The sequence below is a fragment of the Cedecea sp. Ae19-4 genome, assembly GCF_059801165.1.
In genome coordinates, this window is record NZ_JBCHWG010000002.1 from 985109 (window position 1) to 1009576 (window position 24468).

Annotated in this window: 21 protein-coding genes; 14 read left to right on the top strand and 7 right to left on the bottom strand. The window is 54.2% G+C overall.

Annotated features, from left to right (window positions below; all coding sequences use genetic code 11):
- Positions 1–6 precede the first annotated feature (6 nt).
- Positions 7–900 (top strand): transcriptional activator NhaR, encoded by an 894-nt coding sequence (nhaR, locus tag AAIE02_RS17470; protein WP_008461693.1) that lies wholly within the window; start codon positions 7–9, stop codon positions 898–900.
- A 64-nt stretch (positions 901–964) separates the two neighbouring features.
- On the opposite strand, the gene rpsT is transcribed toward nhaR, so the two are convergent.
- Positions 965–1228, bottom strand: coding sequence for a 30S ribosomal protein S20 (gene rpsT / locus AAIE02_RS17475; protein WP_008461694.1), 264 nt, complete (start codon positions 1226–1228; stop codon positions 965–967).
- A gap of 326 nt (positions 1229–1554) precedes the next feature.
- Here rpsT and ribF point away from each other — a divergent pair, with 326 nt between their 5' ends.
- The 13 genes from ribF (at position 1555) to folA (ending at position 17612) form a co-directional block, all read left to right on the top strand.
- On the top strand, positions 1555–2487 hold the full coding sequence (ribF, locus tag AAIE02_RS17480; protein ID WP_008461695.1) for a bifunctional riboflavin kinase/FAD synthetase: 933 nt from the start codon (positions 1555–1557) through the stop codon (positions 2485–2487).
- 32 nt (positions 2488–2519) lie between these two features.
- Positions 2520–5336: an isoleucine--tRNA ligase gene (gene ileS / locus AAIE02_RS17485; RefSeq protein ID WP_336982809.1), complete on the top strand. Its 2817-nt coding sequence runs from the start codon at positions 2520–2522 to the stop codon at positions 5334–5336.
- The gene (lspA, locus tag AAIE02_RS17490) at positions 5333–5839 is read left to right on the top strand and encodes a signal peptidase II (RefSeq protein ID WP_039290186.1); all 507 of its coding nucleotides are present in this window, start codon (positions 5333–5335) and stop codon (positions 5837–5839) included. The genes ileS and lspA overlap by 4 nt, the downstream gene beginning before the upstream one ends.
- A gap of 3 nt (positions 5840–5842) precedes the next feature.
- Positions 5843–6313, top strand: coding sequence for an FKBP-type peptidyl-prolyl cis-trans isomerase (gene fkpB / locus AAIE02_RS17495; RefSeq protein WP_039300323.1), 471 nt, complete (start codon positions 5843–5845; stop codon positions 6311–6313).
- Positions 6294–7244 carry a 4-hydroxy-3-methylbut-2-enyl diphosphate reductase gene (ispH, locus tag AAIE02_RS17500; RefSeq protein ID WP_008461701.1) on the top strand — a complete coding sequence of 317 codons (951 nt, stop codon included), beginning with the start codon at positions 6294–6296 and terminating at the stop codon, positions 7242–7244. Before fkpB ends, ispH begins: the two co-directional genes overlap by 20 nt.
- A 71-nt stretch (positions 7245–7315) precedes the next feature.
- A complete protein-coding gene (gene rihC, locus AAIE02_RS17505; RefSeq protein ID WP_336818401.1) occupies positions 7316–8233 on the top strand; it encodes a ribonucleoside hydrolase RihC in 918 nt (305 codons plus the stop codon).
- A 159-nt stretch (positions 8234–8392) separates the two neighbouring features.
- Entirely contained in the window at positions 8393–9214 is an 822-nt protein-coding gene (gene dapB, locus AAIE02_RS17510; RefSeq protein ID WP_166993501.1) for a 4-hydroxy-tetrahydrodipicolinate reductase, read from the top strand.
- 458 nt (positions 9215–9672) lie between these two features.
- Positions 9673–10821 carry a glutamine-hydrolyzing carbamoyl-phosphate synthase small subunit gene (carA, locus tag AAIE02_RS17515; protein ID WP_498532952.1) on the top strand — a complete coding sequence of 383 codons (1149 nt, stop codon included), beginning with the start codon at positions 9673–9675 and terminating at the stop codon, positions 10819–10821.
- Positions 10822–10839: 18 nt separating this feature from the next.
- Positions 10840–14064, top strand: a complete 3225-nt coding sequence (carB, locus tag AAIE02_RS17520; RefSeq protein ID WP_008461705.1) for a carbamoyl-phosphate synthase large subunit — start codon at positions 10840–10842, stop codon at positions 14062–14064.
- Between the two features lie 139 nt (positions 14065–14203).
- A complete protein-coding gene (locus AAIE02_RS17525) occupies positions 14204–14437 on the top strand; it encodes a YgdI/YgdR family lipoprotein (protein ID WP_498532953.1) in 234 nt (77 codons plus the stop codon).
- A gap of 104 nt (positions 14438–14541) precedes the next feature.
- Positions 14542–15072, top strand: a complete 531-nt coding sequence (gene kefF, locus AAIE02_RS17530) for a glutathione-regulated potassium-efflux system oxidoreductase KefF (protein WP_166993507.1) — start codon at positions 14542–14544, stop codon at positions 15070–15072.
- The gene (gene kefC, locus AAIE02_RS17535; RefSeq protein ID WP_008461711.1) at positions 15065–16927 is read left to right on the top strand and encodes a glutathione-regulated potassium-efflux system protein KefC; all 1863 of its coding nucleotides are present in this window, start codon (positions 15065–15067) and stop codon (positions 16925–16927) included. Before kefF ends, kefC begins: the two co-directional genes overlap by 8 nt.
- A gap of 205 nt (positions 16928–17132) precedes the next feature.
- Positions 17133–17612 (top strand): type 3 dihydrofolate reductase, encoded by a 480-nt coding sequence (folA, locus tag AAIE02_RS17540; protein ID WP_008461713.1) that lies wholly within the window; start codon positions 17133–17135, stop codon positions 17610–17612.
- A gap of 36 nt (positions 17613–17648) precedes the next feature.
- Here folA and apaH read toward each other — a convergent pair whose 3' ends face one another.
- Genes apaH through lptD form a run of 6 tightly spaced genes read right to left on the bottom strand, consistent with a single transcriptional unit; the run spans position 17649 to position 24406 of the window.
- Positions 17649–18500, bottom strand: a complete 852-nt coding sequence (apaH, locus tag AAIE02_RS17545; protein ID WP_166993511.1) for a bis(5'-nucleosyl)-tetraphosphatase (symmetrical) ApaH — start codon at positions 18498–18500, stop codon at positions 17649–17651.
- Positions 18501–18504: 4 nt separating this feature from the next.
- A complete protein-coding gene (gene apaG / locus AAIE02_RS17550; protein WP_008461718.1) occupies positions 18505–18882 on the bottom strand; it encodes a Co2+/Mg2+ efflux facilitator ApaG/CorD in 378 nt (125 codons plus the stop codon).
- Positions 18883–18885: 3 nt separating this feature from the next.
- Positions 18886–19710, bottom strand: coding sequence for a 16S rRNA (adenine(1518)-N(6)/adenine(1519)-N(6))-dimethyltransferase RsmA (gene rsmA, locus AAIE02_RS17555; RefSeq protein WP_039300352.1), 825 nt, complete (start codon positions 19708–19710; stop codon positions 18886–18888).
- Positions 19707–20696, bottom strand: a complete 990-nt coding sequence (gene pdxA / locus AAIE02_RS17560; RefSeq protein WP_498532954.1) for a 4-hydroxythreonine-4-phosphate dehydrogenase PdxA — start codon at positions 20694–20696, stop codon at positions 19707–19709. The genes rsmA and pdxA overlap by 4 nt, the downstream gene beginning before the upstream one ends.
- Positions 20689–21981, bottom strand: a complete 1293-nt coding sequence (gene surA / locus AAIE02_RS17565; RefSeq protein ID WP_008461725.1) for a peptidylprolyl isomerase SurA — start codon at positions 21979–21981, stop codon at positions 20689–20691. The genes pdxA and surA overlap by 8 nt, the downstream gene beginning before the upstream one ends.
- 58 nt (positions 21982–22039) lie before the next feature.
- Positions 22040–24406, bottom strand: coding sequence for an LPS assembly protein LptD (lptD, locus tag AAIE02_RS17570; RefSeq protein WP_336982816.1), 2367 nt, complete (start codon positions 24404–24406; stop codon positions 22040–22042).
- Between the last annotated feature and the right edge of the window lie 62 nt (positions 24407–24468).

Sequence of the window (24468 nt, forward strand, 5' to 3'; positions counted from 1 at the left end):
AAGGGTATGTCCCATATCAATTACAATCATCTTTATTATTTCTGGCACGTTTGCAAAGAAGGGTCGGTTGTCGGTGCGGCTGAGGCATTGTTCCTGACCCCACAAACGATCACCGGGCAAATCAAAGCGCTTGAAGAGCGCCTGCAGGGCAAACTATTCCGCCGTCAGGGCAGGGGACTTGTCCCTTCGGAGCTGGGGCAACTGGTGTTCCGCTACGCCGACAGAATGTTTACCCTGAGCCAGGAAATGCTGGATATCGTTAACTACCGTAAAGAAGCTAACATTTTATTTGATGTTGGCGTGGCGGATGCGTTATCCAAGCGTCTGGTTAGCGGCGTGCTGGATGCGGCCGTGGTCGAGGATGAGCAGATCCACCTGCGCTGTTTTGAATCAACCCATGAAATGCTGCTGGAGCAGCTTAGCCAGCATAAGCTGGATATGATCATCTCGGACTGCCCGATTGATTCTACTCAGCAGGAAGGGCTGTTCTCGGTGAAGCTCGGTGAATGCGGTATCAGTTTCTGGTGCCAGGGACCGAAGCCTGAACTGCCTTTCCCCGCCTGTCTGGAAACCAGACGTCTGCTTATTCCCGGGCGTCGCTCAATGCTGGGCCGCAAACTGCTTAACTGGATTAACATCCAGGGACTGAAGATTGAGATTCTGGGCGAGTTTGATGATGCCGCGCTGATGAAGGCGTTTGGCGCCGCACATAACGCTATCTTTGTGGCACCGACGCTGTATGCGCAGGATATCTATAGCGATGACGATATCGTCGAGATAGGTAGAATGGATAACGTGCTGGAGGAGTACCATGCCATTTTTGCCGAACGCATGATTCAGCATCCTGCGGTGCAGCGCATCTGCAGCAAGGATTACTCCGCGCTGTTTAAAGTTGACTGAATGACAGGCATAAAAAAACCGGCGTTAGCCGGTTTTTTTATCAAAGCTCACAGCAAAAAGGCGATTAAGCCAGTTTGTTGATTTGCGCAGTCAGGTTTGCTTTATGACGCGCAGCTTTGTTTTTGTGGATCAGACCTTTAGCAGCCTGACGGTCCACGATTGGTTGCATTTCGTTAAATGCTTTCTGTGCAGCAGCTTTATCGCCAGTTTCAATCGCTGCGTATACTTTCTTGATGAAAGTACGCATCATAGAGCGACGGCTTGCGTTGTGCTTACGAGCCTTTTCAGACTGTACGGCACGTTTCTTAGCTGATTTGATATTAGCCAAGGTCCAACTCCCAAATATGATCTATGTGGACAATTCAAAGGCCGAGGAATATGCCCCGTTAGCCTTCTTTTGTCAATGGATTTGTGCAAATAAGCGTCGTTAAATTTCCGACACCTCTTACGTGTGATGGCGCGGATTCTACCAGCATCAGGCTTCGGAATACAGTCTTTCGCATCAAAATTCGTCAAGACAAATGCGAAGTCTGCGCAAAGCCCTTCCCAGTACAATGAATTCATTCAAGCTTTACGTTAAAGGCGCTAATCGCCGGTTAACCTTAATCGCGGTAGTTGGTATAATCCGCCAATTTCCACTGTTTTGAGCCAGCCATGAAGCTGATACGCGGTATACATAATCTGCGCCGGGAGCACCACGGGTGTGTACTCACCATTGGTAATTTCGACGGCGTGCATCGTGGCCACCAGGCGCTATTAAAGGGTCTGTGCGAAGAGGGGCGTGCGCGCAACCTTCCGGTAATGGTCATGATTTTTGAGCCTCAGCCGCTCGAATTGTTTGCACCGGAAAAAGCCCCTGCCCGGTTGACTCGCCTGCGAGAAAAGCTGCGCTACCTGGCCGAGTGTGGCGTGGACTACGTTCTGTGCGTGCGCTTTGATCGCCGCTTCGCCGCGCTGAGCGCACAAAACTTTGTGAGCGACCTTCTGGTTGACCGGCTCGGGGTGCAATTCCTCGCGGTGGGGGATGATTTCCGCTTTGGCGCTGGTCGCCAGGGGGATTTCTTGTTATTACAGAAGGCTGGCCGCGAATACGGGTTTGATATCACCAGCACCCAAACGTTTTGTGACGATGGGGTGCGTATCAGCAGTACCGCGGTGCGCCAGGCGCTGGCCGATGATGACCTGCAGCAGGCAGAAAACCTGTTAGGGCATCCATTTATGATCTCCGGCCGCGTTGTGCATGGGGATGAACTGGGCCGTACTATTGGCTTCCCGACGGCAAACCTGCCGCTGCGTCGCCACGTTTCCCCGGTAAAAGGGGTTTATGCGGTGGAAGTCTCAGGCCTTGGTGAAAAGCCGATTGCCGGCGTGGCAAACATCGGTACTCGCCCTACGGTGGCGGGAATACGCCAGCAGCTTGAAGTCCATTTACTGGACGTTGTAATGGACCTTTATGGTCGCCATATAGAAGTAGTGCTGCGTAAAAAGATACGTAATGAGCAGCGATTTGCTTCACTCGATGAGCTGAAGGCGCAAATCGCCAGAGATGTGGTGTCAGCCCGAGAATTTTTTGAGTCAAATGCCTGAAAGGCTAACCGAAATACGGAACCGAGAATCTAATGAGTGACTTTAAATCTACCCTAAATTTGCCTGAAACAGGGTTCCCGATGCGCGGCGACTTAGCCAAGCGCGAACCGGGTATGCTGGCGCGCTGGAATGATGACGATCTGTACGGCATCATCCGTAATGCGAAAAAAGGCAAAAAAACCTTTATTTTGCATGATGGCCCTCCTTATGCGAACGGTAGCATTCACATTGGTCACTCAGTTAACAAGATTCTGAAAGATATTATTATCAAATCTAAAGGGCTTTCCGGCTTCGACTCGCCGTACGTGCCGGGCTGGGACTGTCACGGTCTGCCAATCGAGCTTAAGGTTGAGCAGGAATTTGGCAAGCCGGGCGAGAAATTCACCGCAGCAGAATTCCGTGCAAAATGCCGCGAATACGCCGCTAATCAGGTTAACGGTCAGCGCGAAGACTTCATCCGTCTGGGCGTGCTGGGCGACTGGTCACGTCCTTATCTGACCATGGACTTCAATACTGAAGCCAACATCATTCGTGCGCTGGGCAAAATCATCGGCAATGGCCACCTGCACAAAGGTGCTAAGCCTGTTCACTGGTGCGTGGACTGCCGTTCTGCGCTGGCGGAGGCCGAAGTTGAGTATTACGACAAAACATCCCCGTCCATTGACGTAACGTTCAATGCCGTTGATGCCGATGCGGTGAAAGCTAAGTTTGGTGCTTCTGCCGTTAATGGCCCGGTCTCTCTGCTTATCTGGACCACAACGCCGTGGACGCTGCCAGCTAACCGCGCTATCTCTCTGGGCGCCGAGTTCGATTACGTGCTGGTGCAGATTGAAGGCCAGGCGCTGATCGTGGCGAAAGACCTGCTGGAAAGCGTGCTGAAGCGCGCTGGCGTAACTGATTACCAGGTTCTCGGTACCGTGAAAGGCGCTGAGCTTGAGCTGCTGCGCTTTAAGCACCCGTTCATGGGCTTTGACGTCCCGGCTATTCTGGGCGATCACGTTACCCTGGACGCGGGTACAGGTGCGGTTCACACCGCCGGTGGCCACGGCCCGGACGACTACACAATCAGCCAGAAATATGGCCTGGAAATCGCGAACCCGGTTGGCCCGGACGGGAGCTATCTGCCAGGGACCTATGAAGGTCTGGACGGTGTTCAGGTGTTCAAAGCGAATGACCTGATCGTTAACATCCTGCGTGACAAAGGCGCTCTGCTGCACGTTGAAAAACTGCTGCACAGCTACCCACACTGCTGGCGCCACAAAACGCCGATCATCTTCCGTGCAACGCCACAGTGGTTTATCAGCATGGATCAGAAAGGCCTGCGCGCGCAGTCCCTGAAAGAGATCAAAGGCGTGCAGTGGATCCCTGACTGGGGCCAGGCGCGTATCGAATCCATGGTGGCAAATCGCCCTGACTGGTGTATCTCGCGTCAGCGTACCTGGGGCGTGCCGATGTCACTGTTCGTGCACAAAGATACCGAAGAACTGCACCCACGTTCGCTCGAGCTGATGGAAGAAGTCGCTAAGCGCGTTGAGCAAGATGGCATCCAGGCGTGGTGGGATCTCGATCCGCGCGACATCATGGGGGATGACGCAGACAACTACGTTAAAGTGCCGGATACCCTGGACGTTTGGTTCGATTCAGGATCTACTCACTCTTCCGTTGTTGACGTGCGTCCAGAATTTCACGGCCACGCGGCGGATATGTACCTGGAAGGCTCGGATCAGCATCGCGGCTGGTTCATGTCCTCCCTGATGATTTCCACGGCGATGAAAGGCAAAGCGCCTTACCGTCAGGTACTGACCCACGGCTTTACCGTGGATGGTCAGGGCCGCAAGATGTCCAAATCTATCGGCAACACCGTTAGCCCACAGGACGTGATGAACAAACTCGGCGCGGACATTCTGCGTCTGTGGGTGGCATCTACCGATTACACTGGCGAAATGGCCGTTTCCGACGAGATCCTGAAACGCTCCGCTGACGCTTACCGCCGTATCCGTAACACCGCCCGCTTCCTGCTGGCCAACCTGAACGGCTTCAATCCGGAAACCGATATGGTGAAACCGGAAGAAATGGTGGTGCTGGATCGCTGGGCCGTTGGCTGTGCGCAAGAAGCTCAGGCGGATATCATCGCCTCTTACGAAAACTACGATTTCCACGAAGTTGTGCAGCGCCTGATGCGCTTCTGCTCCGTGGAGATGGGCTCGTTCTACCTCGACATCATCAAAGACCGCCAGTACACCGCGAAAGCGGACAGCGTGGCGCGTCGCAGCTGCCAGACCGCGCTGTACCACATTGCTGAAGCGCTGGTCCGCTGGATGGCGCCGATCATGTCCTTCACCGCCGATGAAATCTGGGGCTACCTGCCAGGTTCTCGCGAGAAGTATGTGTTCACCGGTGAATGGTACGAAGGTCTGTTTGGCCTGGCGGAAAGCGAAGCGATGAACGGTGAGTTCTGGGACACGCTGCTGACCGTTCGTGGTGAAGTGAACAAGGTTATCGAGCAGGCTCGTGCTGATAAGCGCATCGGTGGTTCTCTGGAAGCGGCAGTGACGCTGTACGCCGACGCAGAGCTGGCGGCCAGGCTGAACAGCCTGAGCGACGAATTACGATTTGTCCTGTTGACCTCCGGGGCTGCGGTTGCCGATTATGCGCAGGCGAGTGAAGACGCTCAGCAGAGCGAAATCCTCAAAGGGCTGAAAGTGGCTCTGCGTAAAGCCGACGGTGAGAAGTGCCCGCGCTGCTGGCATTACACCACCGATATCGGTCAGGTAGCGGAACACGCAGAAATCTGCGGCCGCTGTGTCAGCAACGTAGCCGGTGACGGCGAACAACGTAAGTTTGCTTGATGAAACCCATTTTCTCTACCGGATTGCGCTGGCTGTGGCTGGTGGTGGTAGTGCTGATTGTGGACCTGGGCAGTAAATATCTGATCCTCCAGCATTTCATGCTGGGGGATACGGTATCCCTGTTCCCGTCCCTGAATTTGCACTATGCGCGTAACTATGGCGCGGCGTTTAGCTTCCTGGCCGACAAAGGCGGCTGGCAGCGCTGGTTCTTCGCGGGTATCGCTATCGGTATCTGTGTAGCGTTGGTGTGGATGATGTATCGCGCTAAAGCCAGCCAGAAACTGAATAACATCGCCTATGCGTTAATCATTGGCGGTGCGCTCGGGAATCTGTTCGATCGCCTGTGGCACGGTTTTGTCGTCGACATGATCGATTTCTACGTTGGCGACTGGCATTTTGCCACCTTCAATCTGGCCGATACCGCAATTTGTATCGGTGCGGCGCTGATTGTGCTGGAGGGATTCTTTGTTTCCTCCGACAAGCCCGCGAAGCAAAAAGGGTAATCCATGGCTGAGTCCGTACAAACCAACAGCGCGGTGCTGGTGCACTTTACGCTTAAGCTTGAGGATGGCTCCACCGCGGAGTCAACTCGCGCTAACGGCAAGCCTGCGCTATTTCGCCTTGGGGATGAAACATTGTCGCCGGGCCTGGAAGACCAACTGGTTGGCCTGAAAGCTGGCGACAAAAAAGCGTTCTCGCTGGCGCCAGAAGCAGCTTTTGGCATTCCAAGCCCGGATATGATCCAGTACTTCTCGCGCCGTGAGTTTGTCGAAGCGGGCGAACCGGAGCCGGGCGCTATCATGCTCTTTACCGCAATGGATGGCAGCGAAATGCCGGGCGTGGTGCGTGAAGTTAACGGTGATTCTATCACCGTAGACTTTAACCATCCGCTGGCCGGGCAGACTATCCATTTTGATATTGAAGTGCTGGAAGTTGATCCGGTCCTGGAGGCGTTGAATGCAGATCCTGTTGGCTAATCCCAGAGGCTTTTGCGCTGGGGTCGACCGCGCTATCAGCATTGTGGAAAACGCGCTGCAGATTTACGGCGCGCCTATCTACGTTCGTCATGAAGTGGTGCATAACCGCTATGTGGTGGACAGCCTGCGCGAGCGCGGAGCGATTTTTATCGAGCAAATTAGCGAAGTGCCGGACGGCGCTATCCTGATTTTCTCCGCGCACGGTGTTTCTCAGGCGGTGCGTAACGAAGCGAAGAGCCGTGAGCTGACAGTTTTCGATGCCACCTGTCCGCTAGTGACTAAAGTGCATATGGAAGTGGCGCGTGCCAGCCGCCGTGGTGAAGAGTCTATTCTGATTGGCCATGCTGGCCACCCGGAAGTGGAAGGCACCATGGGCCAGTACAGCAACCCGAAAGGGGGCATGTACCTGGTGGAGTCACCGGACGATGTCTGGACGCTTGAAGTCAAAGACGAAAGCAATCTGTCGTTTATGACCCAAACTACGCTTTCCGTCGACGATACCTCGGATGTGATTGACGCCCTGCGTCAGCGTTTCCCGAAAATTATCGGCCCGCGTAAAGACGACATTTGTTATGCCACGACCAACCGTCAGGAAGCGGTTCGGGCGCTGGCCACGGAAGCTGATGTTGTGCTGGTGGTAGGCTCCAAAAACTCCTCGAACTCCAACCGTCTTGCCGAACTGGCGCAGCGGATGGGGAAAGCCGCCTGGCTTATTGATGATGCTTCTGATATTCAGGAGTCCTGGCTAAAAGACGTGAATTGCGTCGGTGTTACCGCCGGGGCCTCTGCGCCTGATGTATTGGTGCAAAACGTCATTGCTCGCCTGCGCGAACTTGGCGGGAGCGAAGCTAAGGAGCTGACAGGGCGCGAAGAGAATATCGTCTTTGAAGTGCCGCGTGAACTGCGCGTGGACATCCGTGAAGTGGATTAACGTCGCAGGTTTCCGTTTATGAGAAGATGCCAGCTGGTGTATGCCCGCTGGCATTTTTTATGGAGAACAGCATGACCAGAACCCCGATTATTCTTGATACTGACCCCGGTATCGACGATGCGGTTGCCCTTGCCGCGGCTTTATTTGCACCCCAGCTAGATTTGAAACTCATCACCACCGTGGCTGGAAATGTCTCGGTGGACAAAACCACGCGTAATGCCCTTCAACTGCTGGAGTTTTGGCAGAAAGAGACGCCCGTGGCGAAAGGGGCTTCTGTCCCGCTGCTGCGCCCGCTGCGGGATGCAGCTTACGTGCACGGCGAGTCGGGGATGGAAGGGTATGTCTTCACCGAAACATCTCGTCGTGAACTGCCAATTCCCGCATTCCAGGCCATGTACGATTGTCTGAAAAGCAGCGATGAGCCGGTGACTCTGGTTACCATTGGTCCACTGACTAACGTTGCCATGCTGCTGACGCAGTACCCTGAATGTAAGACGCGTATTAAACGCGTGGTCATGATGGGGGGCTCTGCGGGGCGGGGCAACTTTACGCCGACGGCTGAATTTAATATGGCCATTGATCCCGAGGCGGCAGCACGCGTCTTTGACAGCGGGCTGGATATCGTCATGTGTGGGCTGGATGTGACAAATCGTGCAATGCTTGCGCCTGAATTTCTGGCTCAGCTGCCAGCCTTAAATCGCACCGGGAAGATGCTGCATGCGCTATTCAGTCATTACCGCAGCGGCAGCATGGATACCGGGCTGCGAATGCATGATTTGACCGCCATTGCGTGGCTGGTGAAGCCCGAGCTGTTCCAGACATTCCCCTGCTTTGTCGCGGTAGAAACGCACGGTACTTATACCAGCGGAACGACAGTGGTGGATCTCGAACATCGTCTCGAACGTCCGGCCAATGCACAGGTTGCGCTGGATATTGATATCCCAGGTTTTCAGGCGTGGGTTGCTGAAGTTCTGGCGTTGGCACCGTGAATAATTATCCCATTAAAAGCAGGGGAATTATCTGCGTTATTGATAACTGCCGGGCCATGACAGTAAATTCTAATTATGGGTGTTTTCGGCTGGCGGCCTGCTAGAGGGCTGGTTAACCTGATAACGTTTTTACGAATTATTTAACCAAAGAGTAATGATATGCATGATGCACAGATTCGCGTAGCCATCGCGGGCGCGGGCGGCCGTATGGGGCGCCAGTTAATTCAGGCGGCTTTACAGCTGGATGGCGTTCAGCTTGGGGCGGCGCTTGAGCGTCCGGGTTCTTCCCTGGTCGGTAGCGATGCGGGTGAGCTGGCCGGCGTGGCAAAAACAGGGGTACTGGTAAGCGATAACCTGGATGCGGTCGCTAACGATTTCGACGTTTTTATTGATTTTACTCGCCCTGAGGGAACGCTGGCTCACCTGGCATTTTGCCTCAAGCATGGCAAAGGCATGGTCATCGGCACGACGGGTTTTGATGAGGCCGGCAAGCAGGCCATTAACGATGCGGCGCGTGAGATCCCGATTGTTTTCGCGGCAAACTTTAGCGTGGGCGTGAATGTCATGCTGAAGCTGCTGGAGAAAGCGGCAAAAGTCATGGGCGATTACACCGATATCGAAATCATCGAAGCGCACCACCGCTATAAGGTGGATGCCCCGTCAGGCACCGCGTTGGCGATGGGTGAAGCGATTGCTCAGGCGATGGACAAAGATCTTAAAGATTGTGCAGTTTATACCCGCGAAGGCCATACCGGTGAACGTGTGCCTGGCACTATCGGTTTTGCCACCGTGCGTGCGGGCGATATCGTCGGGGAGCATACCGCGATGTTTGCAGATATTGGCGAGCGGGTTGAGATTACCCACAAGGCTTCCAGCCGTATGACGTTTGCTAATGGGGCAGTTCGTTCAGCTTCATGGCTTAAAGGTAAAAAGAACGGTATTTTTGATATGCGAGATGTGCTAGATCTCAATAATTTGTAGTTAAACGTATCCTTATAAATGTGGTTTTATGTTTTCAATTGATTGATTTTAGGGTGATTAATTTCACCCTTTTGTTTTTTTAAATGTTTGATATTAATTTATCTATGTAATCCATTAAATTGGTTCCTATCCTCTGTTTTTGTGTTGTTGTAATGTTAATTTTGACCACTTGGTCCACTTTTTCACTGCTCTCTCTCCACTTTCCCAGTATTCATGGTCAGCAACCGATTACTTTCCCCAGGTTAGTTGGCTATTTTGACCTTCAAGTCAGATATTTTTACTCTGAGCGGCAAAAGAGACATAAAAACTTCGCCTTGAGGTAGACTTTTACCCGGCTTGTCTCTAGAATGCCGCCGTTTGCCAAAAATCCGTAGGGCAGACGCTTTTTGCATTTGATTCAGGCGTTAGTTTTGAATTAATATGCGAATAAATTGAATGTTTATTCCCTGGAGGACGTTTTGATTAAGTCAGCGCTGTTGGTTCTGGAAGACGGAACCCAATTCCACGGTCGGGCCATTGGGGCATCGGGTACGGCAGTGGGTGAAGTCGTTTTCAATACCTCATTGACCGGTTATCAAGAAATCCTCACTGATCCTTCCTACTCCCGCCAGATCGTCACTCTTACTTATCCTCATATCGGTAATGTCGGCACCAATGAAGCCGACGAAGAATCCTCCCAGGTTCATGCGCAAGGCCTCGTCATTCGTGACCTGCCGCTGATTGCCAGCAACTTCAGAAGTCAGGAAGACCTTTCTTCTTACCTTAAGCGCCATAACATCGTGGCGATTGCCGATATTGATACCCGTAAGCTGACCCGCCTGCTGCGTGAAAAAGGTGCCCAGAACGGCTGCATCATCGCGGGCGATAACGTAGACGCGGCCCTGGCGCTGGAAAAAGCGAAAGCATTCCCTGGCCTGAACGGCATGGATCTCGCTAAAGAAGTCACCACGAAAGAAGCTTACACCTGGCAGCAGGGGAGCTGGACGCTGGATGGCGACCTGCCAGAAGCGGCAAAAACCGAAGAGTTACCTTTCCACGTAGTGGCTTATGACTACGGCGCGAAACGCAACATTCTGCGTATGTTGGTGGACAGAGGCTGCCGCCTGACGGTGGTGCCTGCTCAAACGCCAGCGGAAGAGGTGCTGAAGATGAACCCGGATGGCATCTTCCTTTCTAACGGCCCTGGCGACCCGGCACCTTGCGACTACGCCATCAGCGCAATCAAATCCTTCCTGGAGACAGACATTCCTGTCTTTGGCATCTGCCTTGGTCACCAGCTGTTGGCGCTGGCCAGCGGTGCCAACACCGTAAAAATGAAGTTTGGTCACCACGGCGGCAACCACCCGGTAAAAGACCTGGATAAAGACTGCGTGATGATCACCGCGCAGAACCACGGTTTCGCGGTTGATGAGGCCACGCTGCCTGCTAACCTGCGCGTAACCCACAAATCACTGTTCGATGGCACCCTGCAGGGGATTCATCGTACCGATAAAGCCGCGTTCAGCTTCCAGGGGCACCCTGAGGCGAGCCCGGGGCCGCACGACGCTGCACCGCTGTTTGACCACTTTATCGATTTGATTAAGCAATACCGTTCTACCGCTAAATAATCAGGAGCCGAGAAGACCATGCCAAAACGTACAGATATAAAAAGCATCCTGATCCTCGGTGCGGGCCCGATTGTTATCGGCCAGGCCTGTGAGTTTGACTACTCTGGCGCGCAGGCTTGTAAAGCGCTGCGTGAAGAGGGTTACCGCGTTATTCTGGTGAACTCCAACCCGGCCACCATCATGACCGACCCGGAAATGGCGGATGCAACCTACATCGAACCAATTCACTGGGAAGTGGTACGTAAAATCATCGAAAAAGAGCGTCCGGATGCGGTGCTGCCAACCATGGGCGGCCAGACCGCGCTGAACTGCGCGCTGGAGCTTGAGCGTCAGGGCGTACTGGAAGAGTTCGGCGTCACCATGATCGGCGCTACCGCCGATGCTATCGACAAGGCTGAAGACCGTCGTCGCTTCGACATTGCGATGAAAAAAATCGGTCTCGACACCGCTCGTTCCGGTATCGCGCACAATATGGAAGAAGCGCTGGCGGTTGCGGCAGACGTGGGTTATCCGTGCATCATTCGTCCATCCTTTACCATGGGCGGCACCGGCGGCGGCATCGCCTATAACCGCGAAGAGTTTGAAGAGATTTGCGAGCGCGGCCTGGATCTTTCCCCAACCAAAGAGCTGCTGATTGATGAGTCGCTGATTGGCTGGAAAGAGTACGAGATGGAAGTGGTGCGTGATAAGAACGACAACTGCATCATCGTCTGCTCTATCGAAAACTTCGACCCGATGGGGATTCATACCGGGGACTCCATCACCGTGGCACCAGCGCAAACGCTGACCGATAAAGAATACCAAATCATGCGTAACGCCTCGATGGCGGTACTGCGTGAAATCGGCGTGGAAACCGGCGGCTCAAACGTTCAGTTCTCCGTGAACCCAAAAACGGGCCGCCTGATTATTATCGAGATGAACCCGCGTGTGTCCCGTTCTTCAGCGCTGGCGTCTAAAGCTACGGGCTTCCCGATTGCTAAAGTTGCCGCGAAGCTGGCAGTCGGTTACACCCTTGATGAGCTGATGAACGACATCACAGGTGGCCGTACTCCGGCATCCTTCGAACCGTCCATCGACTATGTTGTGACGAAAATTCCTCGCTTTAACTTCGAAAAATTTGCTGGCGCAAATGACCGTCTGACCACCCAGATGAAATCCGTGGGTGAAGTTATGGCTATCGGTCGTACTCAGCAGGAATCACTGCAGAAAGCACTGCGTGGCCTGGAAGTGGGCGCTACCGGCTTTGACCCGAAAGTCAGCCTGGATGACCCGGAAGCGCTGACCAAAATCCGCCGCGAGCTGAAAGACGCTGGCGCAGAGCGTATCTGGTATGTGGCTGACGCATTCCGCGCGGGCCTGTCCGTAGATGGCGTGTTCAATCTGACCAACATCGACCGCTGGTTCCTGGTGCAGATTGAAGAGCTGGTGCGTCTGGAAGAGCAGGTGGCTGAAGTGGGCATCACCGGCCTGAACCATGACTTCCTGCGTATGCTGAAGCGCAAAGGTTTTGCGGATGCACGCCTGGCTAAACTGGCTGGCGTGCGTGAAGCTGAAATTCGCAAACTGCGCGAGCAATATAACCTGCACCCTGTCTACAAACGCGTAGACACCTGTGCGGCAGAATTCGCTACCGACACCGCTTATATGTACTCCACGTATGAAGAAGAGTGTGAAGCGAACCCGAACCATGACCGTGACAAAATCATGGTGCTGGGCGGCGGACCAAACCGTATCGGTCAGGGCATCGAGTTCGACTATTGCTGCGTACACGCTTCGCTGGCACTGCGTGAAGATGGTTACGAAACCATTATGGTTAACTGTAACCCGGAAACCGTGTCTACCGACTACGACACCTCCGACCGCCTCTACTTTGAGCCTGTCACCTTTGAAGACGTGCTGGAAATCGTCCGCGTTGAGAAACCAAAAGGTGTCATCGTACAGTACGGCGGCCAGACTCCGCTGAAACTGGCTCGTGCGCTGGAAGCGGCTGGTGTGCCGGTTATCGGTACCAGCCCGGATGCTATCGACCGTGCAGAAGACCGTGAGCGTTTCCAGCACGCCGTTGAGCGCCTGAAGCTGAAACAGCCTGCTAACGCCACCGTAACGGCTATCGAGCAGGCGGTAGAGAAAGCCGTCCAGATTGGTTATCCGCTGGTGGTTCGCCCTTCCTATGTGCTGGGCGGCCGCGCGATGGAAATCGTCTACGACGAAGCAGACCTTCGCCGTTACTTCCAGACCGCGGTTAGCGTTTCCAACGACGCGCCGGTGCTGCTTGACCGCTTCCTTGACGATGCGGTCGAAGTGGACGTGGATGCCATTTGCGACGGTGAAACCGTGCTGATTGGCGGCATCATGGAACACATCGAGCAGGCGGGCGTTCACTCCGGTGACTCGGCATGTTCTCTGCCGGCTTACACTTTGAGCCAGGAAATTCAGGATGTGATGCGCCAGCAGGTGCAGAAACTGGCCTTTGAGCTCCAGGTGCGTGGCCTGATGAACGTGCAGTTTGCGGTGAAGGACAACGAAGTTTACCTGATTGAAGTGAACCCACGTGCCGCGCGTACCGTGCCGTTCGTTTCTAAAGCGACGGGCGTGCCGCTGGCAAAAGTTGCCGCTCGCGTTATGGCAGGCAAAACGCTGGTTGAGCAGGGCGTCACCAAAGAAATCATCCCGCCTTATTACTCGGTGAAAGAAGTGGTGCTGCCGTTCAACAAATTCCCGGGCGTTGACCCGCTGTTAGGGCCAGAAATGCGCTCTACCGGGGAAGTGATGGGCGTGGGGCGTACTTTCGCAGAAGCTTTCTCTAAAGCGATGCTGGGCAGCCAGTCCACCATGCGTAAGCCAGGCCGCGCGCTTCTCTCCGTGCGTGAAGGTGACAAAGAGCGCGTAGTTGACCTGGCCGCGAAGCTGCTGAAACAGGGCTTCGAGCTGGATGCGACCCACGGTACAGCGATTGTGCTGGGCGAAGCGGGTATTAACCCACGCCTGGTGAACAAGGTGCATGAAGGGCGTCCGCACATTCAGGACCGTATCAAGAATGGCGAATACACCTACATTATCAACACCACCGCGGGCCGCCAGGCGATTGAAGACTCCAAGCTGATTCGCCGCAGCGCACTGCAGTACAAAGTGCATTATGACACCACGCTGAACGGGGGTTTCGCCACGGCGATGGCGCTGAATGCCGATGCTACCGAGAAGGTGATTTCGGTGCAGGAAATGCATGCCCAAATTAAGGGTTAAGCTTTCTTGTCCTGAAAGAATGTTCCGAAAATAACGCCAACGGCCTCTGAAAAGAGGCCGTTTTACTTTATACCCAGCGAGATAGTCTACAGTTAACCAGCACACAACTGAAAATGACTAAACACTCTGGGAGAACACCATGCAGAAACGAACTTTACTTGCTTCCCTCTTCACTGCCGCAGCGCTGCTGATCGTGGCGGGCTGCTCGTCCAATCAGGCAGTTAAAACCAGTGATGGCAAAACGATCGTGACCGACGGCAAACCGCAGGTTGATAAAGACACGGGCCTGGTGTCATACAAAAATGCCGAAACGGGTAAAACCGAGCAGATCAACCGCGATCAGGTGAAAGAGATGAGGGAGCTGGATAACTAGTTAAGAAATATCCAACAACACGCTCAGCAATATTGACTGTTAGCCTGTCGATTAACTGACTAAACTCACTGTCATTACAGGCAGTAGTGAAGACAGGCTTAACAATGATTCTTATAATTTATGCGCATCCCTATCCCCAGCATTCCCATGCCAACCGGCAAATGCTCGATCGAGCCAAAGCGCTTCCGGGGGTAGAGATTCGCTCCCTCTATGAACTTTATCCCGACTTTAATATCGACATTGCCGCTGAGCAGCAGGCGTTAAGCCGCGCTGATTTGGTTATCTGGCAGCATCCGATGCAGTGGTACAGCATGCCGCCGCTGATGAAATTGTGGATAGACAAAGTGCTTTCGCACGGCTGGGCATACGGCAAAGGCGGGAATGCCCTGCACGGTAAAGAAGTGATGTGGGCCGTGACAACCGGCGGCAGCGAAAAACATTTTGAACTGGGCGATCACCCTGGATTTGACGTTCTCGCCCAGCCTCTGCAGGCCACGGCGCTCTACTGCGGAATGCGGTGGCTGCCGGTCTTCGCGATTCATTTCACCTTTGTTTGCGATGAATTGACGCTTGCCCGCCAGGCGGATAACTATAAGCAACGCTTGATTGACTGGCAGGAGGCTCATCGTGGATAGCCACAGCTTAATTCAGGCATTGATTTACCTTGGTTCTGCCGCGCTGATCGTGCCTATCGCCGTGCGGCTCGGATTAGGTTCCGTGCTGGGCTACCTGATTGCCGGCTGCATTATTGGGCCATGGGGGCTGGGTCTGGTTACCGACGCCGAAACTATTCTGCACTTTGCTGAAATTGGCGTGGTGCTGATGCTCTTTGTTATCGGGCTTGAGCTTGATCCTCAGCGGCTATGGACGCTTCGCGCCTCGGTGTTTGGCGGCGGTTTTCTGCAAATGGCGGCCTGCGGGCTGGCGCTCGGCGCATTTTGTATCGTGATGGGGCTCAACTGGAAGATCGCCTTGCTTATTGGCCTGACGCTGGCGCTCTCATCCACCGCGATTGCTATGCAGGCGATGAACGAACGCAACCTGACCGTCACGCCGATGGGGCGAGGCGCGTTTGCCGTGCTGCTGTTCCAGGATATCGCGGCGATCCCTCTGGTGGCAATGATCCCGCTGCTGGCGAGCAGCGGCGGGACGATGACCTTTGCGACGTTTTTAATTTCCGCGCTTAAGGTAGCGGCGGCGCTGGCTCTGGTTGTACTGCTTGGGCGCTATGTCACCCGGCCAGTGCTGCGATTTGTGGCGCGCTCGGGGTTACGTGAAGTGTTCAGCGCCGTGGCGCTATTCCTGGTGTTTGGCTTTGGCCTGCTGCTTGAAGAGGCCGGGCTTTCGATGGCGATGGGGGCGTTTCTTGCCGGGGTGCTGTTAGCCAGCTCCGAATATCGTCACGCGCTGGAAAGCGATATTGAGCCGTTCAAGGGCCTGCTGCTGGGGCTGTTCTTTATCGGGGTTGGGATGTCTATCGACTTCGGGACTTTGCTCGACAACCCGCTGCGTATTCTCGTCCTGCTGGTCGGTTTCCTGGTCATCAAAACGCTGGTGCTCTGGCTGGTCGCTAAGCCTTTAAAAGTGCCGCGTAAGCAGCGACGCTGGTTTGCCGTTTTGCTGGGGCAGGGAAGTGAATTTGCTTTTGTTATCTTCGGCGCGGCTCATATGGCTCAGGTGCTGGACGACGACTGGTCGAAGTCGCTGACGCTTGCCGTGGCGCTATCCATGGCGGCCACGCCTCTGTTGCTGGTGCTGCTGAACAGGCTCGAGAAAACGGGCAGCGAGCAGGCCGGAGAGGCCGACGAAATTGATGAAGAGCAGCCCCGGGTTATCATCGCGGGCTTCGGACGCTTTGGGCAGATTGCCGGTCGTCTGTTACTGAGCAGCGGAGTGAACGTGGTTATTCTGGATCACGATCCTGACCATATAGAGACGCTGCGAAAATTTGGCACCAAGGTCTTTTATGGGGACGCCACCCGCGTTGACCTGCTTGAGTCAGCCGGGGCCGCAGGCGCTGAAGTGCTGATTAACGCCATTGACGATCCTGAAGCCAGCATGCAGCTCACTGAACTGGCGAAGGAGCACTTCCCGCATCTGCAGATCCTTGCCCGCGCGCGCGATATTAATCACTACATCCGCCTGCGCCAGGCGGGAGTCGAGATGCCGGAACGTGAAACGTTCGAAAGCTCGCTGAAGATTGGCCGTCGTGCGCTGGAGGGATTGGGCGTCGGCAAATACGAAGCGCGCGAGCGGGCCGACCACTTCCGCCGTTTTAACCTGCAAATGCTTGAAGAAATGGTGCCGACTGATGATAAGACCGCCGAGCGCGCGGATGTCTTTAAGCGCAACAGCGCGATGCTGACAGAGGTTATTAACGAGGATCGTGCGCACCTGCACGTTATCCAACGTGATGGCTGGCAGGGAACAAAAGAGGGTCTTCACAGCGGTAAACTTTCCGATGAACCCCCGGTCAGGCCAGCAGAGTGAACTTGCTGAAAAATATTTACTTTTCCTTATAGTGAGCGGGGGTTAACGCTAACCCCTTGTTCCATATCCCGCAGTTGAAAATCAGGGCGCGATGGCCGCAGCAGAATAAAAAAAATTCTCGTTACGCCCATCGCCTGCTGTCGACGAAAGATTGCGCTTTCCGTATAGTGGCGGCAATTTTTTTCATCATCCTTAGGTTATATAAATGATCAGTCTGATTGCTGCTTTGGCGGTGGATCGCGTTATCGGCATGGAAAACGCCATGCCATGGGATTTGCCTGCCGACCTGGCCTGGTTCAAGCGCAATACGCTCAATAAACCTGTTGTTATGGGGCGCCTGACCTGGGAGTCTATTGGCCGCCCGCTGCCGGGACGTAAAAACATCGTTATTAGCAGCCAGGCCGGAAATGACGATCGCGTTGAGTGGGTGAAATCGGTGGAAGAGGCTATTAAAGCCTGCGGTGATGCCGAAGAAATCATGGTGATTGGCGGGGGACGCGTATACGAGCAGTTCCTGCCCAAGGCGCAGCGTCTTTACCTGACCCATATTGATGCGGAAGTGGAAGGGGACACGCATTTCCCGGATTACGATCCGGATGAGTGGCAGTCAACCTTCAGTGAATTCCACGATGCCGACGAGAATAACTCCCACGGTTATTGCTTCGAAATTCTGGAGCGTCGTTAAGTTTTACCCCTCTCTCGACAGAGAGAGGGGTAACTTCTAAGAGGCGGCAGCGGTTTGATCTTCGCCGCTATCCTGCTGACGATTTGAAGGCTGTACGAACCAGGCTTTATCTTCCCAGCGCAGGCAGGTTAGTTCTCCCCCCCAGCAGCAACCCGTATCCAGCGCATAGATCCCTTCCGGCGTGCCTTTCCCTTCCAGCGATGCCCAGTGACCAAAAGCCACAGAATATTCGGCGGTAACGGGGCCAGGAATCGCAAACCAGGGCTTCAGCGGCGAAGGCGCTTTTTCCGGTGTGTCTTTGCAGTACATATCCAACTGGCCGTTAGGGAAGCAATAGCGCATGCGGGTGAGCGAGTTAGTGATGAAACGCAGGCGTGCCAGCCCGGAGAGATCGCTGGACCAGTTGTTGGGCATATCGCCATACATTGCATCCAGGAAAAGCGGGTAGCTGTCGCTGGAGAGAACGGCTTCGACATCACGCGCGCAGGCCAGCGCGGTATTGATATCCCACTGAGGCGTGATCCCCGCATGAGACATAACAAGCTTTTTCTCTTCATCCACCTGAATGAGCGGCTGACGACGAAGCCAATTGAGAAGCTCGTCGGCATCAGGCGCTTCCAGCAGTGGCGTAACGCGGTCTTTAGGTTTGTTGCGGCTGATGCCCGCAAAGACGGCTAAAAGATGCAGGTCATGGTTACCGAGTACCACTCGTACGCTGTCACCGAGACTGCGAACATAGCGCAGCACCTCCAGAGAAGCTGGCCCACGAGCCACCAGATCGCCCGTCAGCCACAGCGTATCTTCTTCAGGGTTGAAATTAACCTGCTGCAGCAACGCGATCAGTTCATCGTAGCAGCCGTGAACATCGCCAATCAGATATGTAGACATGGTATCAGTGAATAAAAGTTGGAATGGCCAGACGGAAAACGGGGATCTCGACCCTGAAGGCCTCTCCCTGCGCATCGACCATTTCATAATGGCCCTGCATGGTGCCGAGCGGCGTTTCGATAACCGCTCCGCTGGTGTACTGGTAGTCGTTGCCCGGTTCAATATGCGGCTGTTCGCCGACGACACCTTCGCCCTGAACCTCGGTTTCGCGGCCGTTACCGTTGGTAATTAGCCAGTAACGGCCAAGTAGCTGAACTGCTGTTCGCCCCAGATTGCGAATAGTGACTGTGTACGCAAATACGAAACGCTCATCCTCAGGCGAGGACTGCGACTCAATATAAAAGCTTTGTACCTGCACGCATACGCGGGGCGAATCAAGCATAGTTTAGCTCTCCGACGGCTGTTGTGGGTTGTCAGCCAGATAGTTTGCAAGCTTACAGTACTGCTCAACGGAAATGTTTTCCGCACGCAGCGTCGCATCGACGCCCAGCTCCGCCAGCACGTCGGCACTGAACAGATGACCAAGGCTGTTACGGATAGTTTTACGACGCTTGTTAAAGGCTTCCGTGGTGATACGGCTCAGCACGCGCAGATCTTTCACCGGGTGCGGTAAAGTCGCGTGTGGTACCAGACGCACAACGGCAGAGTCCACTTTTGGCGCAGGCGTAAACGCCGTTGGCGGGACTTCAAGCACAGGAATAACGTTACAGTAGTACTGCGCCATCACCGACAGGCGGCCATAGGCTTTACTGTTTGGCCCGGCGACTAAGCGGTTAACCACCTCTTTTTGCAGCATGAAGTGCATGTCTGCAATGGCATCAGTATAGCTAAAGAGATGGAACATCAGCGGCGTAGAGATGTTATACGGCAGGTTACCGAAGACGCGCAACGGCTGGCCGATTTTCTGCGAAAGATCGCCGAAATCCATGGTCATGGCATCCTGCTGATAAATTGTCAGCTTGGGGGCCAGGAACGGGTGCGTTTGCAAACGTGCGGCAAGATCGCGGTCCAGTTCGATAACGGTCATTTTATCCATGCGTTCACCCACAGGCTCGGTCAGTGCACCAAGGCCTGGACCAATTTCGACCATTGCCTGGCCTGGTTGTGGGTTAATTGCGGAGACAATACTGTCGATAACGAACTGGTCATTAAGGAAGTTTTGTCCAAAACGTTTGCGGGCAAGGTGGCCCTGGTGGACTCGAGTATTCATTGACTATTTACAATCATTTTAATGGCGAGATTAAGCGCCGTAATAAAACTGCCGACGTCGGCTTTCCCCTGGCCTGCCAGCTCAAGAGCCGTGCCGTGGTCAACCGAGGTTCGGATAAAAGGTAACCCCAACGTGATATTTACCGCGCGGCCGAAGCCCTGATATTTCAACACGGGCAGACCCTGATCGTGATACATCGCCAGTACGGCGTCAGCACTATCGAGGTATTTAGGCTGGAATAGCGTATCTGCCGGTAACGGGCCAGAAAGGTGCATCCCCAGAGCGCGCATCTCATTTAACACCGGGATAATAGTGTCTATCTCTTCGGTGCCCATATGGCCACCTTCCCCGGCGTGTGGATTGAGACCGCAAACCAGTACATGCGGCTGCGGGATACCAAATTTGGTTTGCAGGTCATGATACAGGATGGTGACAATCTGGCGTAGTAAATCCGGCGTAATGGCGTCAGAAATTGCTTTCAGCGGCAGATGCGTTGTGGCCAGCGCAACGCGCAGCTCTTCCGTGGCCAGCATCATCACCACTTTTTCGCTGTGTGAGCGCTCTTCGAAGAACTCGGTGTGACCAATAAACGGAATCCCGGCATCGTTGATAATGCCTTTGTGTACCGGCCCGGTAATCAGCGCGGCGAATTCTCCGTTCAGGCAGCCATCGCATGCCCGAGCGAGCGTCTCGACGACGTAAGCACTGTTACGCACATCCAGTTGCCCTGGAATGACCGGCGCACGTAGCTCAACGGGCAGCACGGTTAACGTACCTTCAGCCTGTGGTTTTGCCGGTTGATTTGCCTCGAAAGGCTGGAGCGTCAGGGGGAGACCGAGCAGAGAGGCTCTGGCAAGTAGCAATTCTGGAGAAGCGCAGACGACCAGTTCAACGGGCCAGTCGCGTTGCGCTAACGCGACGACCAGGTCGGGACCAATCCCGGCGGGTTCGCCGGGAGTGATGGTCACACGAAAGATGTTAGCCATTGCTGCCTATGATTTTCACGTAAGCGCTGGCGCGCTGTTCCTGCATCCAGGTTTGCGCTTCTTCGGAGAACTTGCGGTTGAACAGCATGCGGTAGGCACGGTCTTTTTGCGCCGCATCGGTTCTGTCGACTTTACGCGTGTCCAGCAGTTCGATCAGGTGCCAGCCGAAGGAAGAGTGCACCGGGGCGCTCATCTGGCCTTTGTTCAGCTTTTGCAGTGCATCGCGGAAAGCAGGATCATAAATATCCGTTGCCGCCCAGCCCAGATCGCCACCCTGGTTCGCTGAACCTGGATCGTCCGAGAAGGATTTCGCTGCTGCGGCAAAGGTGGTTTTCCCGCTCTTAATGTCAGCGGCAATTTGCTCCAGTTTCTGGCGCGCCTGAGTATCGTTCATGATAGGCGACGTTTTCAGCAGAATGTGGCGGGCGTGAACTTCGGTCACAGAAATATTCTGGTTCTGACCGCGCATATCGTTAACTTTCAGGATGTGGAAACCAACGCCTGAACGAATAGGCCCGATAATGTCGCCTTTCTTCGCCGTGCTCAATGCCTGGGCAAAAATAGAAGGCAGTTCCTGGATGCGACCCCAACCCATTTGGCCGCCTTTCAGCGCCTGCTGGTCGGCAGAATAGCTGATCGCGAGCTTGCCGAAGTCTGCCCCGTTGCGTGCCTGATCGACAACGTTACGTGCCTGTTTTTCTGCGTCATCAACCTGAGCAGAGCTTGGGTTTTCTGGCAGCGCAATCAGGATGTGGCTCAGGTTCAGTTCGGTACTGCTGTCGTTCTGATTGCCTACCTGTTGTGCAAGGGCATCAACTTCCTGCGGCAGGATTGAGACGCGACGACGAACTTCATTGTTACGCACTTCCGAAATCGTCATCTCTTTACGGATCTGACTGCGGTAGGTGTTGTAGTTCACGCCATCATAGGCCAGACGGCTGCGCATCTGATCCATGGTCATGTTGTTCTGTTTTGCAATGTTGGCGATGGCCTGATCGAGTTCATCGTCGGTGATCTTCACGCCCATCTTCTGGCCCATCTGCAGGATGATTTGATCCATGATCAGACGTTCAATGATTTGATGGCGAAGCGTCGCGTCGTCAGGAAGCTGTTGCCCCGCGTCGCGTGAGTTCATTTTGACGGACTGCATTAAGCCGTCAACATCGCTTTCAAGGACTACGCCGTTATTGACTACGGCAGCTACTTTGTCGACAACCTGCGGGGCTGCAAAAGTTGTGTTCGCTACAAGTGCGACACCAAGAAGCAGCGTTCTCCAGTTCTTCATACTTTTTCCATTTTACTTAGCCGCAAAGCGGATTATTTAGAGAATTCGTCAAAGTGAATTACATCGAACTTTGGTATGGCAGAATGTTAGTACGCAGCATCTGCGGAATACCCAGGCCATAGTTGGAACTCAGGCCACGTAACTCGATGTTAAAGCCGATTACGTTATCGTATTTACTCATGTTATTTTCCCACCCGTTGATCTTACGCTCGACGCCAACACGAATGGCATAACAGCAAGAGCTGTACTGCACGGCGAACATAGAGTCAGCGGACTGTCGGGCATTGGTATCGTAGTAGTAGGCCCCGACAACTGACCAGCGATCCACGATTGGCCAACTGGCGACCATACCGACCTGCGAGATCCCTTCTCTATACTGATCGGCGGTAGAGTAAACTGTCGGCAGCGTAGCCTGAATATACTCCGGGCTGGCATAACGATAGGTCAACTGTGCCATACGATCGGCATCGCGACGGTACTCAATGGCGCCGCTGCCATTGGCCACGCTACCCAGGCGAGCATCATACTGTACCCCGCCGCGCAGGCCCCAGCGATCTGTCATACGCCAGTAGGTGTCACCGGCCCAGACCATGGAGCCGGTTTTCTTATCTTTCTCCCAGTTAATGTTGTCATCCCCGGTACGGGACTGGGTGAAATAGTAGATTTGACCCGCGGATACGTTAAAACGTTCAACCGAAGCGTCATCATAAACGCGAGAAGTTACGCCGGTCGTTACCTGATTAGCGGAAGCAATACGGTCCAGACCGCCGTAAGTACGGTCGCGGAACAGCCCGTTGTAGTCAGACTGCAGCAGCGATGAGTCGTAGTTGTTGATAGCACTTTGGTTGCGATATGGCACGTACAGGTACTGAGCGCGTGGCTCAAGCGTCTGTGTCCAGCCGGCAACGGAGTCCATATCACGGTCAAAGATCAGCTTGCCGTCCATTTTAAACTGCGGCAGCGTGCGGTTGACGGTGTTTTCTAATGTGCTGTTGGCGTTAATCTTCTGCTTATATTCATCAAGATTACCTTGCTGATAATGGGTCATCATCAGCTTGGCTTCGGTGTTCAGGCTTGCCCAGCCGTTGGAGACAGGCAGGTTGATCACCGGTTCAAGGTGCAGACGCGTTGCATCAGGCATGTTGTCATTCACGTTAGTGAATTTCACCGCCTGGCCATAAATTCGGGTATCAAACGGGCCCACGTCATTCTGGTAGAAGTTGACGTCCAGCTGAGGCTCTGCACGGTAAGAGCTGGTGAATGTACCCAGCTGGTTGGCAAAGACCTGGAATTGTTTAGCGGACAGCGTCGCGTCAAAATTCTGATTAGCGTAGCCGACGCTAAATTTTTGCGTGGCGTAGCCGTCGGTACTGTTACCATAGGGTGAGCTGAAGTCGTTGAAGTAGCGCGAATCGCTGACCTTGGTGTAATCGACGTTGAAACGCCACACCTGGTCCATGACCCCGCCGTGGTTCCAGTAGAACAGCCAGCGGCGATCTTTTTCGCCCGGCGCAACGCCCGACTCGTTTTTGTACTCGTCATCCGACGGGAGATAGTCAAACTCCATCAGGCCTGAACCTGCCTGGGTCAGGTAGCGGAATTCGTTTTGCCACTGGATACCGCCACGCTTATCAATATAGTGAGGCGTGATAGTGGCATCGAAGTTTGGCGCAATGTTCCAGTAATAGGGCAGCGCGAACTCAATGCCGCTGTTGGTGCTGTATTTAGCGCTGGGGATCAGGAAGCCCGAACGGCGTTTATCGCCAATAGGCAGCTGCAGGTAAGGGCTGTAGAACACCGGTACCGGGCCCAGTTTAAAGCGGGCGTTCCAGATCTCCGCCACTTCTTCCTGCCTGTCCTGAATCACTTCAGTACCAACCACGCTCCAGGTGTTGGAGCCAGGCAGGCAGGAGGTGAACGTCCCGTTTTCGAGAATTGTGTAGCGGTTGTCGCCGCGCTGTTTCATGAGGTCTGCAGTACCGCGACCCTGGCGGCCAACCATCTGGTAATTACCGTCCCAGACGTTAGTATCTTTGGTGTTTAAATTTGACCAGGCTTTAGGACCTTTCAGGATGACCTGATTGTCGTCGTAATGCACATTACCTAAGGCATCTACGGTGCGGACGGGATCCGTTTGACCTTCGACCAGCTTCTGGTGAAGCTGAACTTCGTCTGACTGCAGGCGGCTGTTGCCCTGCTGAACGTCAACATTCCCGGTAAAAACGGCATTGTCCGGGTAGTCACCTTTGGCGTGATCGGCCTGGATTGTTACCGGCTGGCTATTGCCGTCGTCCTTAACCAATGGACGATTGTAGCTTGGGATACCCAGCATACACTGCGAGGCAAGGTCGGCAGCCATACCTTGTTGGCTATAAAGGGCTGAACCAATCAGTGTGGCCAGCAAGGTGGGAATACGTTTTTTCATACGTGTTATTTGTTGTTCCGTCATCAGGGTATAGCGAAGGCAAACGGTCAGAGACTAACGTA